This is a genomic window from Mesorhizobium oxytropidicola (genome assembly GCF_056174625.1).
Genome location: NZ_JBWBWK010000002.1, coordinates 351106 through 364710, shown reverse-complemented (window position 1 = coordinate 364710; position 13605 = coordinate 351106). Strand labels below are relative to the sequence as shown.

10 protein-coding genes and 3 pseudogenes are annotated in these 13605 nt (G+C 60.2%); 2 read left to right on the top strand and 11 right to left on the bottom strand.

Annotation, left to right across the window (positions count from 1 at the left end; genetic code table 11):
• Positions 1–24 precede the first annotated feature (24 nt).
• From nifD to AC0V8S_RS37110, 5 genes and pseudogenes are all read right to left on the bottom strand, one after another.
• Positions 25–1518: a nitrogenase molybdenum-iron protein alpha chain gene (gene nifD, locus AC0V8S_RS37130; protein WP_475439140.1), complete on the bottom strand. Its 1494-nt coding sequence runs from the start codon at positions 1516–1518 to the stop codon at positions 25–27.
• Positions 1519–1616: 98 nt separating this feature from the next.
• Positions 1617–2510: a nitrogenase iron protein gene (nifH, locus tag AC0V8S_RS37125; protein ID WP_183455206.1), complete on the bottom strand. Its 894-nt coding sequence runs from the start codon at positions 2508–2510 to the stop codon at positions 1617–1619.
• A 515-nt stretch (positions 2511–3025) separates the two neighbouring features.
• Positions 3026–3208, bottom strand: a pseudogene (locus AC0V8S_RS37120) (hypothetical protein); the annotation flags it as partial.
• A gap of 380 nt (positions 3209–3588) precedes the next feature.
• On the bottom strand, positions 3589–5376 hold the full coding sequence (locus tag AC0V8S_RS37115) for a Ulp1 family isopeptidase (protein ID WP_475439139.1): 1788 nt from the start codon (positions 5374–5376) through the stop codon (positions 3589–3591).
• Between the two features lie 140 nt (positions 5377–5516).
• Positions 5517–6122: a hypothetical protein gene (locus AC0V8S_RS37110; protein ID WP_475439138.1), complete on the bottom strand. Its 606-nt coding sequence runs from the start codon at positions 6120–6122 to the stop codon at positions 5517–5519.
• A gap of 318 nt (positions 6123–6440) precedes the next feature.
• Between AC0V8S_RS37110 and AC0V8S_RS37105 the strand changes: the two are divergent.
• Positions 6441–6899 (top strand): annotated as a pseudogene (locus tag AC0V8S_RS37105) (DDE-type integrase/transposase/recombinase).
• Positions 6900–6983: 84 nt separating this feature from the next.
• On the opposite strand, the gene AC0V8S_RS37100 reads toward AC0V8S_RS37105, so the two are convergent.
• Both AC0V8S_RS37100 and AC0V8S_RS37095 read right to left on the bottom strand, forming a co-directional pair.
• Entirely contained in the window at positions 6984–8105 is a 1122-nt protein-coding gene (locus tag AC0V8S_RS37100) for a beta-ketoacyl-ACP synthase III (protein ID WP_475439137.1), read from the bottom strand.
• A gap of 267 nt (positions 8106–8372) precedes the next feature.
• Positions 8373–8720 (bottom strand): annotated as a pseudogene (locus tag AC0V8S_RS37095) (glutamine--fructose-6-phosphate transaminase (isomerizing)); the annotation flags it as partial.
• Between AC0V8S_RS37095 and AC0V8S_RS37090 the strand changes: the two are divergent.
• On the top strand, positions 8691–9119 hold the full coding sequence (locus AC0V8S_RS37090) for a hypothetical protein (protein WP_475439196.1): 429 nt from the start codon (positions 8691–8693) through the stop codon (positions 9117–9119). The pseudogene AC0V8S_RS37095 and the gene AC0V8S_RS37090 overlap by 30 nt on opposite strands.
• A gap of 129 nt (positions 9120–9248) precedes the next feature.
• Here AC0V8S_RS37090 and AC0V8S_RS37085 read toward each other — a convergent pair whose 3' ends face one another.
• From AC0V8S_RS37085 to AC0V8S_RS37070, 4 genes are all read right to left on the bottom strand, one after another.
• Positions 9249–9935, bottom strand: coding sequence for a DUF3363 domain-containing protein (locus AC0V8S_RS37085; protein WP_475439136.1), 687 nt, complete (start codon positions 9933–9935; stop codon positions 9249–9251).
• Positions 9883–10062, bottom strand: a complete 180-nt coding sequence (locus tag AC0V8S_RS37080) for a DUF3363 domain-containing protein (protein ID WP_475439135.1) — start codon at positions 10060–10062, stop codon at positions 9883–9885. Before AC0V8S_RS37080 ends, AC0V8S_RS37085 begins: the two co-directional genes overlap by 53 nt.
• 320 nt (positions 10063–10382) lie before the next feature.
• Positions 10383–11039, bottom strand: a complete 657-nt coding sequence (locus AC0V8S_RS37075; protein ID WP_475439134.1) for a hypothetical protein — start codon at positions 11037–11039, stop codon at positions 10383–10385.
• Positions 11040–11934: 895 nt separating this feature from the next.
• Positions 11935–13377, bottom strand: a complete 1443-nt coding sequence (locus AC0V8S_RS37070; protein ID WP_475439133.1) for a methylmalonyl-CoA mutase subunit beta — start codon at positions 13375–13377, stop codon at positions 11935–11937.
• Positions 13378–13605: the final 228 nt, after the last annotated feature.

The window sequence follows — 13605 nt, the reverse complement described above, 5'->3', positions numbered from 1 at the left end:
GGAAGACTAGGCTAAGGCCGGGTGTTATTCGGCAGCCATCGCCCGCCCACGGCTCGGGCTTTTTTTCCAAGGGGCGTCGTACAGGCCCCAGACCGGGTTGTTGATGGCAAGATCCACGTCGCGGGCGAAAATGGCAAAGCCGTCATAGCCGTGATACGGTCCCGAATAATCCCAGGAGTGCATCTGACGAAACGGTATGCCCATCTTCTGCACGGGGTATTTTTCCTTGATGCCCGAGCCAACGAGATTAGGGCGAACCCCCTCAATGAACTTCTCCAACTCGTAACCGGTCACGTCATCATAGATCAGCGTGCCGTTCCTTACGTAATGGCCTGTGCGCTGATAGTCGTCGTTGTGGCCGAACTCGTAGCCTGTGCCGACGATCACCATGCCGAGGTCCTCGTAGGCTGTGATGACGTGGCGGGGGCGCAGTCCGCCGACGTAGAGCATGACAGTATTGCCTTCGAGGCGCGGCCGGTACTTGGCGATGACGGCATCAACAAGCGGTCTGTACTTGGCGATAACCTTCTCAGTCTTCTCCTCGATTTCAGGGCCAAAATGCTTGGCTATCTTGCGCAGGGAGGCTTCGATCTGGGAGGGGCCGAAGAAATTGTACTCCATCCAGGCGACCCCATACTTTTCCTCCATGTGCCGGCAGATGTAGTTCATCGACCTGTAGCAATGGATGAGATTGAGCTTGGCCTTCGGCGCGCGCTCTATCTCGGCGAGCGTGGCGTCGCCCGACCAGTTGCCGACCACGCGCAGCCCTATCTCCTCGAGCAGGATGCGCGAGGCCCAGGCGTCGCCGCCGATATTGTAGTCACCGATCACGTTGACGTCGTACGGGCCCGCCTCGAACTCCACGTCCTTCTTCTCGAAGACCCAGTCGCGGATCGCGTCGTTGGCGATGTGGTGGCCGAGCGATTGCGAGACGCCGCGGAAGCCCTCGCAGCGCACCGGCACGATCGTCTTTCCGTGCTCCTTGGCCTTGTTGCGGGATACTGCTTCGGTGTCGTCGCCAATCAGGCCGATCGGGCATTCGGATTGCACGCTCATGCCGTTGTTGAGGGGAAACAGTCCCTCAATCTCGTCGATGATCTGTTCCAGCTTCTTGTCACCGCCGAAAACAATGTCCTTCTCCTGGAAATCGGAGGTGAACTGCATTGTCCCGAACGTGTCGATGCCCGTCGTGCCTACATAGTAGTTGCGGCGCTGCGACCAGGAATATTGCCCGCAGCCGACCGGGCCGTGCGAGATATGGACCATATCCTTGATTGGACCCCACACCACGCCCTTAGAGCCGGCATAAGCGCAGCCACGAATCGTCATCACGCCCGGAATGGACTTGATGTTCGATTTGACGTCACATTCGGAGACGACCTCGCCAGCCTCGTCCCCGCTCTTTGCGACGCTAAGGTGCTTTTTGCGGCGCTTCGCCGCCTTGTCGGGATATTGCGACAGCACCTCCTCGATAAGCTTTGCATGGAGAGTGCCGTCATTCTCGTAATCCAGGCTCATGGGACCCCTTTAAAGGTTCGAGTGACGCCTCACCGACGAGGCGCCGTTCTTTGAAAGGCGCGTCAGCTCAACGCGGCGCCTCGTGGCGGCAGCGCTCGTTACTGGGCGGCCGCTTTCGTCGCTTCCTTGGCCTGAAGCTCGGCAAGCATCTGCTCGTCGGTCTTCATGATGCCGAAGTCGAGCAGCATGTCCTCGAGCTCCTCCATGGTGATCGGAGTCGGCACGGTGCCCTGCCCCGAATTGCCATGGATCTTCTCGGCCAGCGCGCGGTATTCCCCCGCCTGCTTGGAGTCCGGGGCATACTGGATAACCGACATCTTCCTGAGCTCGGCGTGCTGGACGATGTTGTCGCGCGGCACGAAATGGATGAGCTTGGAATTGAGCCTGGAAGCCAGTGCTTCGGCGAGGTCGAGCTCGCGGTCGGTTTGACGCTCGTTGCAAATCAGGCCGCCGAGCCGCACGCCGCCCGAATGGGCATATTTCAGAATGCCCTTGGCGATGTTGTTGGCGGCATAGAGCGCCATCATCTCGCCGGACATGACAATGTAGATTTCCTGGGCCTTGCCCTCGCGGATCGGCATCGCGAAGCCGCCGCACACCACGTCCCCGAGCACGTCGTAGGAGACATAGTCGACATCGTCATAGGCTCCGTTCTCCTCGAGGAAGTTGATCGAGGTGATGACGCCGCGCCCGGCGCAGCCGACACCCGGCTCGGGACCGCCGGATTCCACGCACTTGATGCCTTTATAGCCGACCTTGAGCACGTCCTGGAGCTCGAGGTCTTCGACCGAACCTTCCTCTGCCGCGAGGTGCAGGACCGTATCCTGCGCCTTCGAGTTCAGGATCAGGCGGGTGGAGTCGGCTTTGGGGTCGCAGCCGACGATGAGGATCTTCTGCCCAAGGTCGACAAGTGCGGCGAGCGTATTTTGGGAGGTGGTGGACTTGCCTATGCCCCCCTTGCCGTAGAATGCGATCTGACGCAGACCTGACATTTAGCTTTCCTTCCTTCGTTCCATCCATCGCGGCTGCCCGCGACATGCCGGTCGGCAGCTCTCGCCGCCTCACACCCAAAGGGTCTCAAGATGCGTGCCAATTGGCTTGATCGAACACAAGAAAAATTTTGATGTTGCTTTTCAGCTATTTAGCCTGAGGGCAAACAGTGCTTGTCGGAACAAGCCCGTGTAGCGGACGCGACAAAGGCGACAGAAAGATCGGATGGCGTCTGCTCGAGACCGCTACAGGTTGACCTCGGTGTCCGGAGCAAGTTGGAGCAGCGAGTTAAGGCGACTTTGGTCGAGAGACCTGCTGCAGAGACTTCGGTCCACGCGTAGCTGTGTATCGCTCCAGGCTGCTTTTGATCCCGCGCGGTTCAGCCTTTGTCTTCGCGATCACGAGGTTTGCTTCTTCGCACCAGACGTCCTGTAGGCTTGGCTGCCATTTCTGCTGATACGCTTGGATTGACCCCAAGGCGAGCATTTGCACCAACGGAAAACGAGCACAACTGGCCGAGCTCATGGATCGTCACGCTGGGAATAGCTGCCTTGGCGATCTCGCACAGGTGTCGGTTATGCGTCAGGTAGATCACCTGACCGGCACATGCCATCTCACCAAACAGTTTGAAGACCTCCTCGGATCGGCCGTGGTCGAAGGTCTCCATTATATTATCGGCGATAAAGGGCACGGAGGGCCTAGACGGAACCGTCGGCCGTCAGCTCCGAGATTGACGGGCGCGCCATCGACGACCGTTTCCCAGATCAGGCCTCCGTTCCTACTGACCGACAGGCCTCCTTCAGTCGCGGCGTAAATCGTGTCGGCGTCTGTGCCGATGCGGCGAGGTCGATCAGCTTGGGAGCGGTCCAACCACAGACCACATCTTCCCGGCAATGTCGGGCAGCAGGCGCTGTACGTGTTCTTGCTGCTTGCCACCATAGTTCAGTTCGGACCGGGCCTGCGCTTCTACAGGAAGGGTTTGCCTGCCCTGTGATCCACAGCCCTTCGTTCGCCGACGTAACGGTTACCGTCCAGAGCGAGGCGATCGCAGTTGCTTGGGCAAAACGTTTCAATTCGACTTCATGCTGATCTTTTGCGTTCAGGGAGCCACGGCGCCTGGGTTGACTGATGAACACCGTCCGTTCGCGCATGTGGAGTCGAATTAACTCTTGGCGTAGAGGAGGCAGGCTCATCATCCAACAGTAGCCGGAGTTCCGCTGGGTCGAATGCCATCATTGGTGGGGAGGCGGGTTCATCATCCAACAGCTGCCGGAGTTCCCCTGGCTCGAATGCCATCATTGGTGGGGAAGCGGGTTCATCATCCAACAGCTGCCGCGGCTCCTCCTCGTGCGGCAAGCGCCCGATCAGCCGGTTTTGCAGCGCCTGCCGATCGGCGATGAGGTTGTCGAGGTGCAGCGGCTCGTGATCCGGCCGCTGCCCGTCCACCAATCGTCCAACCAGCGCCCACGTGCCTTCCAGCACAAAGACGCCGCAATCGTAACCGTTCGGCTGTCGCGGCATGCGGGCTGGCGTCAAGGTGGCGTTCAGCAGTCTTGCGAGTTGTCTTGCAGGCACGTCGTTGTATCCCTCTCGCTGAAGGGAGTCGTAGTGATAGGCGAACCGCCTTTCCGGGTTGCGGCGATCAACGAGCAGCAGCGACCAATGGGTGCCGGGGCTATTGGGAGTGCCATTGTTCAATGGCAGGAACAGGAAGTCGGCTGGGGCGTCGTTTTGATTATAGATGGACTGCAATGTGCCTCGCGCGTTTTGCGGCTCCATATGGCGCAGTAGATGGGATACCGACGGACTGACTAGCCGTGTCCGGGCGGCGAGCGTCGGATTGATCCCCTGCAGCTGCTGCTCTACGAAATCGTAATCCCTCTGCACATGGGCGTCGCTCAGCCACTCGGCGGCGCCGAGCACCGACCCGTTGGTGACATTGGACGAGGCTGTCGGATCCAACGCCCCGATCTGGGCATCGGAGGAGGTGGTCGTGGACGTAGTCACATCAACCACGGGAAGCCCGCGGTAGGTGTCTGGCAGCTTGGCGGTGACTGGCCAGCCGGGACCTGGAGCCCTTGCCGGTGCCGCTGGCGCAGCTTCACTCATGGGCCGAGGTCGAGTGTGATGGATGAGCTGAACGTCATCGGGGCCTCCCTGCCTCAATACGGCGGCGGACCCTGTCCCTTGCATCATCTGCTGCCACTCCGTCTCGACCATCTGCCCGCGCGGACGCACCGGTGCAGAATGAGCATCGTCGCGCAAGTCGACCGGTGTGGACGGCAAATCAACTAGAGAATCAAGATCGCCGTAGATGTCTGAGGGAGCTCTCGCAGAAGGCGCCGGCGCAAAGTGAGCATTGTAACCTAACTCAGCCGGATCTGGATCAACCAATGCTTCAAAGCCAGGATAGAGATCCTGAGCTCTGGCAGTTGATGGCGATGCCGGGTCTTGCATCCGCCGCCGCACCAACTCCTCGCTCAGCCACGCCAAAGCTTCATCGTCCGAGGAGGCTGGCACGGGAGAAAGCTCCTGCGGCGAGCCGGGCTGTCGAGCGCCCTGGTAACGACCCGGTACTGGCCCGGCAAACAGCGGCGGAAAGTCAGGCGATGGAACCCAAGCGTTGAGCTCGAATGATGTGGGCGGGTTCTGATGAACCATTGCCTCAAACCCGCCGTCCTGCCGGCTTGGCAGGACGTTGCTCCCGGCCAACTCGTCCGCGGCCGACTGGTGGTCGTTGCGCCAGTTCGAAGGATGAAAGGCTTCTGCGGAATCCGGCGGCTGATGATGGTCGCTTGACCCGAGAAATGGCTGTGGGCCGGCCTTATCCAATCCCCCCCAAAGCAGATCCTGATCGTAATCTTCCATGGGTGGCAAAGCGATAGCTTCATGCGGGGCACTGTGCTGCGCAGTGGCGCCTCCGATCCCGCTAGTCTCCGCATGCAGCCTTGGGATGTATTCTCCCTCTCTCTCCCGCATAACGGGCCGCCCTTCCAATGGCAATGCGTTCACCTGGTAGGTGGATGAGCCAGTGCGGCACCGATGTTCCGATGACCACCGGCGTCCTGCTTATAGCCCTTGACATCTCCATCCAATGCGTTGCCGGAAAGCCGACCAGCAATGCCCTTTTTGTTGCTTTGACTTAGGTAGTCACTGAAGCTCTTAAGAGCAGTTGCATTCGTACCGCCGGTGTTTGTCCCTGCTTCCTTCCTGTACTCTTCGATGATAGCCGCGTCCTCCGGATACGGAGTCAACTCAGCGCGGCCTGCGATCGGCACGATTCCCCCCGTCGACTGCGAGGTCCGGAGATGACTTATTGCCGTAAGCAGCCTCGAGGGATTACCCTTTCCGATGAATTCGCGCGCATCATCGGTCAGCGACTGCTTGTCGAGCCGATCCTTCACGGGATCTTTATTATTTGCGAAGAGCCAGTGGCCATAGCGGAGAAGAGTACTTACATTATTCTTGGCGGTGGGCTCGGAGGCCCCGCCTTTGATGAGGGCCTCCTCAAGACTGAAAATAAAGTCTTGATCCCTGAAATGAAGAGGGCGCTTGCTGACCCTTTTCAAAAACTGAGTTGACTGAGCCGGCTGCGGCGCCGAGCCGGCCGGCATTGCTCAACCACCTTCATCTGTATTGGCGATCTCGCTCAGTTGCCGCTCAAAGGCCGCCGCACCTGCGGACGGAGCCGCGGGTGAGCTCTCTTGCGGGCAAGCCCTGTTCGATTGTCCACGCACCCGCTTGGTCGAGGTGAAGTCCATCCGTTCTCACTTTTAGCAATACAAGCCCGTTTGAAGCTGGGCTTGGATTTGACACAGGCAAGCTGTCGAGAACCTGACGACGACAACGTTCCCGTCAAGACGGATGGGTTGCTAAGTTTTCGGCAACCAGAGGCATGGCATGGCCTCCGGTGTTTCGCTGGAGAAGTTCAGATGTTCAACGGTCGCCATTTCGACCAGTCCGCCATCCTGCTTTGCGTTCGCTGGTATCTGGCCTACGGCTTGAGCCTTGGCAATGAAGGAAATGATGGCCCGAGCGTGGCATCAGGCCATCGATCATTCGACGATCTATCGCTGGGTCGTTCGCTTCTCGCTGCTGAAACGCTTCAATGGGCGCAAGCGTGCCGTGACCGGCAAATGGCATGCGGACCAATCGGGCGGCCATTGTTTCCTACAACACAACCACCCCCCTCCGGGACCGTTCGCGGCTCAGACTGACGCCGATCCAGATCCGCAGAGCCAATACCTCAACAATCGGTCGAGCAGGACCATCGGCGCATCAAGTGTCGTGTACGGCCCATGCTCGGTTTCAATCACGCGCCAGCGCGATCGGCACGCTGGACGGGGATCGAGATGATCCACATGATGCAAAGACGACAGGCGAGGATCTGACGATCCGCAAGCTGCATGAAGGCAAGACTGGAGGAGCGGTGCCCACGCTGATGCCGTTCGCACACCAGCCTGAAACCGCCGATTTTAGAGCATCCTCAGCAGCGCGCCGCCTATCGAATACCCCGCGCCAAACGCGCAGATCAGGCCGAAATCGCCGGGCTTCATGTCGGCGTGGTTCTCCGATAGCGCGATGATGGCGCCGGCGCCGGCGGTGTTGCCGAGCCGATCGAGGACCATCGGCGCACGGTCGTGGTCGACCTCGTGGCCGAAGGCCAGTTTCAGGATCATCGCGTTCATGCGCGCATTGGCCTGATGCAGCCAGAAGCGCCTGACCGCCTGCGGCGTCAGCCCGTGCTCGGCGAGGAATTCGACGATGAACTTCTGCCCGGCGACGGTGACTTCCTTGAACACCTTGTTGCCGACCTGCTTGATCAGATTACCTTCCAGATTGATCATGTAAGGATCATCCTGGGCGGTGCGGGTGTGGTAGCCCAGATTGGTGCGGATGTTGTTCGACATCTGCGTCCAGATGCGCGTGTCGAGCACTTCGAATCGTCCCGGCCGCTTCTCGCCTTGGGCAAGACCCTCCACCACCATGGACACGGACGCGTCGCCGAAGATGAAATGCGTCTGCCGGTCGCGGAAATTGAGATGGCCGGTGATGATCTCCGGCGTCGTCACCAGAATGCGCTTGTGCGCGCCCGACCGCACAAGGTTGACGGCGATGTGCAGGGCGGCCGCCGCCGAAGAACAGCCAAGCCCCATGTCGAAGCCGGCGCCCTTTGTCCCCAACACTTGCTGCATTTCGATGGCGATCGCCGGATAAGGCCGCTGGTGATGCGAGGCCGAGCAGATCACCAGATCGATATCGGACGGCTTCAGCCCGGCATGATCAAGGGCTTTCCTTGCCGAAGCGATGCCGAACTCTGCCTCCAGCGACAGCGCATCGTCGGGCCGCGCCGGAATGCGCGGGGCCATGCGGGTCGGGTCGAGAATGCCTTCGCGCTCGATCACATGGCGGGTGCGCACGCCCGAGGCGTGGACGATGAAGTCGCTGTCCGACTTCGGTAGCAGCGGCTCGTCGGTGCCCTGGCGGCGCGCATTCTCCATTTCGACCCAGGCATTGAAGCTGGCGACCAGTTCTTCGTTGGTGATCGTGGGTTCGGGGATTTCAACGCCAATGCCGCTGATGATGACGCGATGCATGTTTCAGTCCGTCCCATCCGCAGGCGCTGGGGCTCTCGCGTGGGCGCCGAATTCGCGCGCCGGCCGCGTTCGCTCATCCTCGAATTTGACATAGAGGGCGCCGGACCAGTCAGCCATGTCAGCTCCCACAATCATTCGACGGTGACCGATTTTGCGAGATGGCGCGGCTAGTCGACATCTGTGCCCATGACCAGCGCCGTGTGGTAGGCAAGAAGCTGTATCGGCACCGAGAAAATCATCGGCGCGACTATCTCGTCGACTGCCGGCAGCCCCCGCAGCCGCCAATTCGTCCTTCAACTCGGCGAAATTCTCGATAATGCCGTTATGGACGACGGCCACACCATCGCTAAAGTGCGGATGCGCGTTGCGTTCAGTCAGTGCCCCATGAGTTGCCCGGCGCGTGTGGGCGATGCCAATGGTGCCGCCCAGCGGCTCTTCCTTCAGCCTCGCCTCGAGATTGACGAGCTTGCCCTCGGCGCGCCGGCAGTGCAAGGCGCCCTCGGTGATCGTCGCAACGCCGGCTGAGTCATAGCCGCGATATTCCAGACGCTTCAACGCGTCGACCAACCGCTCCGACACTGGCTGTTGCCCAACGATGCCAACAATCCCGCACATGCTCGTCTCCGATTTCTCCCGGCAGCCTGGGTCGACCGGAAGGACACCCGCCCGGCCGTTTCTATTCAGAGCCTCCTAGGGGAATTCGGTACGACTGGTAAAATCGATTATTGGGATAACTGTCATCCACCCAGTGGATGGGGCCAGGACGCGTTTGGGCGACGTCCTCGATCATCCGGCGGCGAGACAGCAAATCTCGGCGATACGGGCCTCCTGAACGATCCGGGACGCGAGCACCTCACGCAGATTGCGCAGATTGGCCCTCAACGTCTAATGATCGAAGACGCACCCCAGCAACGCCAGATCGGAGGGATTGAAGACGGCGGATTGCGCGAGCATTTCGACGAAATCGGCATGACACCCCCCTTCGCTGCAGGCTCCGTCGAGCACAATCGATAGTTGGGCGCTATTGCAAGGTCCAGGCTGGACACTACGGCAGCAAACGTCCCGCGATCAAAAACAAGTGCTCAGGAGAAAAACCCGCCGCGCTTCGCGGCGCGACGGGTCGATCGGGCGTTGCATGCGTCGTCATGAAACGCTGGGCCCACCCCTTTGCCGACCGGTGTTCCAGGAGATACCCTCGCGCTGAACCACGCCAGAAACCTCCTTGCCGATGGGCCGCTGGAGCACCGGCCGCCATGGCACCAGCGTGAGCTCGCGCGACCTCTCGATCGCGGCATATTTGCCGCAGGCGAGCTCAACCGATCGGCGCAGCGTACCCTCTATTCGATCTCCTGCCCGGGCTTCGGCATACGAGAGCCCAAGTTCCTGCGAAAGCTGACCGACAACACGGTTCAGCTCACGCTGACGCAGGATCGAAATCATGTTGGCGCGATAAACTATCCGGTTCTGCTCTTCACTCGCGAGACCCTGCACGAGCAGCCACTGCCGCCTGCGTGCCTGCGCCGCCCGCACATCACGGCCGAAACCCGAGCCATGCAAAGCCTCCGGTCTGTCACAGACCAGCTCGCGGTCAATCCAGGTGGCGCCGTCGAAACCAATCTGTTGCTCAAGCGACAATGAGGAGAGCTTCTCGACCGTGACAGGTTCTTCCCTGGCACGCTGACGCTCGTAGACGACGACGCGTTTGGGATGGTCCGGCCCGATGACCCAGGTGCCGTCAAGCTCGCGCTTCACTCCACCTGTGGCGTGGCGGATCGCTTCAAGGCGCCGGACGTTGCGTTTCGGCGAAAGGTTCGGTGACCGACGGATCATGCTTGAGATGGATGTCGATGTTGTAGCGCCCGTTATGGGCGGCCACGATGTCCGCGATCGTACGGTCAAACTGCCTTGGCTCGGTGTTCCTCGGGGTGACACGAAAGCAGCTCCGCTGGACAACCAAAGGGTTGTTATGGCCAGGGATCAAAGCCCGAAGGGCCGAGACCGCCGTGAGCAGAGCTAATGAAGCGGGCTCGGTTCACGAGAGCCCGCCGCGCGTCATCAGGCGCGCGGGCGCCCGCCAACGTTAATAGGACGGGTTTGCGATAGTGGGGCTTGGGGGCTTGATTGATCCTGTACTCGAAATCTTCGCCCAACATGCGCAATATTTCATGTGGATCGAAAACCGATCGTTTCGGCGAGGTCGAGGATCCGTTCCACATCGACGCGCGCCGACTATCCCTCTTGGATGGCCGCGAAGGATGCTTCTGGTCAACTCTTGGATTACAGCAGCGGTGGACGGTCTGGCGAAAGTCCCATTTTCGAGAAGAACACGTTCCATACCTCAACCTCGCCCAGTTGATCAGGAACATGGTTCTCCTGATGGATACTGCAGCGCTCCGGGACTGGCCCTGTGAACTTCGACTTATCATATGCATTCCCGTTGGCGCGGAAATAGGCCACATGGAACCTTGAGTGTCCCAATTTTTTCTCAAGTAGAGTGACCATCTCCTGGAGATCGTCTACGCCAAACGTCTTTCCCATCTGCTGATCCCCCGGAGCATCCGTCGCGGAGACATAACGCACAAACAACGTCTTTCGTGTCCGAGCGATGTCAAGCATCTTATTGTATTTGTAAATCAGCTTCTCTCGGCAGGACCGTAACGCTTCCGGCGTGAATATCACTGCGTTGGACGTGGTCCGATCGAATTCATGGTGGTAAACTACCCCGTAATTCTCGCAAAAAGCTGACGTCCCATTGAAGCAGGCTGATACACGAAGCCCAAATCGCGCTCCATCATCTGCCAATATTTCCTCGATGGAGGCTATAGGTGTCACAATCCAATCAAAACAGCTGCTCGGGCGCCGTTTGAAATAGCGTCTGATTTGCGTCGCAGGAGTGCAGTCAGATCCAAGGCTAAAAATAGCTTCGTAAGGCATTGCCCGGTCCTTAGGTGGTACCAGATTAGGAGTGAAAGAACGATGCTTTCCAGCATTTCGAAAGATAGGGCAAATCGATTGTATTGATGCGGGCCATCAGCGCTGCGGATGTGGACCACGCAGCATCAAACCGGTCCAAGCCGGTCATCATCGCGCGGCTTAGGGTCTATGTCCGCGATAAGCTGTTACCGGTGGGTTCGTTCCTCGCCGAATGGAGGCAGCGGTAAGCGAACGCACTCTCTGCCGGCGGCGGCTCGCTGGCCGTGCGGGCGAAACGAAATCGTCGAAAATGGAGATCATTCAATTTCGGAAGCAGATACAAGCTGCAGTCGTGGGGCAGCGTGTCTGGCGATACCCTGGTGGCAACCGTGTCCTTGATCGCCTGCTTGAACATCGACAGTGATCACCATCGGCCGTGACAGCGACCGGCTGGCGAGGCACTGGCCATCGGGCGGCTGCCGCCGTGGATGTCATTTAGTCACCGGAGGGCAGCAGGATGGTACTTCAGACGCCGCGTAGGCACGATGGCGTCGACGCATAGCCGCAACGGGCGGAGCACGGAGGCGCCGGAAACGGCGATCTGCAAACTCTGGCAATCCTGTCGCAGCAGCACGTGCTGCATCCCTGCTCGCGTCAGCAGGACGTCGTTGGCGCATGCGTCGCCTCCGTGCGGGATGTGTTCCCGCCATCGAAGGGCAAAGCCGTCATTGATGCAGCCTGTAGACCCTTACAGCTCGCTAGCGAACGACGCGGCCACGATTCGCCTGACCGGAGGCTGCGTCGTGGAGACTGACAGCATTAATGCTGACAAGGCCTTCCCTCTTCATCCGCTGGCCTTTGACCTCGATGGGTGCGCGGCGTGGCGGCACCCAGCCGATCTGGCTGAAATCGGGGATCAAGAGGCGGCTCCGATTGATTGGTCTATCCGGACCGGAAACAGCGGCTCGCAGACGGCAACGCCTTCGGTGAAGGCCGGCCGCCGTTCCGCTGCCAGCGTCTCGACCGGACGCTCGCTCTTCGATGGATAGAGCGTGGTGCCGATGATGGTCCGCTCGCCTGCTTGGTAGGCGGCAACGCGCCGCGCCGCCGCTGCGTGAACGCGCTTCTGGATATGCCCGCCCTGAAGGCTGGACAAGATCCCGCCCTCGGCCTCGATCGTCTGCAATTCCGTCCAGGCCAGCTCGCACAGTTCCGCGGTCAGCGCTTCGACCGCGCCGGACCCATAGGCAGGATCGGCGACATGATCGATATGGCTTTCATTGGCCATGATCAGTTGCGCGTTGCGGGCAACGCGGCGCGCAAAACCCGCCGGCAAGCCATGCGCGATCGTGTGCGGCAGGATGGAGATCGAATCGGCGCCGCCAGATGCCGCGGCAAAGCAGGCAATCGTGGTGCGCAGGATGTTGGTCTCCGGGTCCATCGCCGTCATCATGCGAAACGACGTCTCGGCATGGATATTGGCGGTGGTATTGGGGATCGAACAGGTCTCCTGCAGCCGTGCCCAGAGCCTGCGCAGCGCCCTGACCTTGGCTACCGACAGGAACTGGTCCTGGTCGACGCTGAGCGCGAAGCCGATATGCGGTGCGGCATAGACAAGCGGCTGCCGCGCCGTCTCGAACATTCTGAGATAGGAGACAGCCGAGGCCAGCATGATGCCGAGCTCCTGCGCTTCCGTGGCGCCGGCATTGTGGAACACGCGGCCGTCCGCCTCCAGCAGCACGCCCGGAACGCCCATCGAGAAGAAATGCGCCAGTGACTGCGGCATCGAGGCCTGCAAAGCCTCGATCGACATGCGCAGCCGGCCGGTTCCGGCAAAGATCGCCGCCGGATCGATGCCGAAGGAGAGGTTGAGCTTTGCCGGGTCCGACCGCCGCTTGCTCAGGAACGCCACCAGCCAGTCGGCCACGGCGCGGCTCCAGGGATGGGCATCGATACGGATCTGGATGCGGTTGAGTGGCACACCGTCCAGCACCGTCTCCAGTGCCTGCGCCGTCCTGGGCAGGCCGTAGCCGAACGCGTTCGGCGCCCCTTCGAAGACAAGCGACAATCCCGTAGCGCCTTGCGCTACGTCCTCCAGGGCCTGGGCTCTGGCGCGCTCGATATCCGGATCATCGACGCGCTGGCTGACGATCCAGGGCAATTTCGGGTTTGCGCGCACGATCGGTTCCGCTGCGGTGCTGCGGTCGTAGAGCGGTTCGATGCGGATGTTGTCGTCGGTGTGCGAGACCAGCTTTTCCTCGAAGGATGCGCCGGCCAACGCCTTTTCCGCCAGGGCCAGCCATCGCTGGCGCTCGGCATTCTCGGGTTCAACATCCCCGGTCAAGGCTCCAGCTCCCATCCTTCTTCCTCGTTTTTATGCGTCCGCATCAGACTGGAACACAGTCTACGGTTCCCGGTCCGAGATCGTATGCAATGCACTTGTTGGATCTGAATTCGACCTATCGGATTTATGTCAGCCTGTGGCACAAACCATGGCCGATTGCCACATACCGGCAAAAATGACGATATCGGCAGCAACCCACGAGCTCCATCCATCTGGTCGGGAAGGGCATAGTTCAGGGCGATG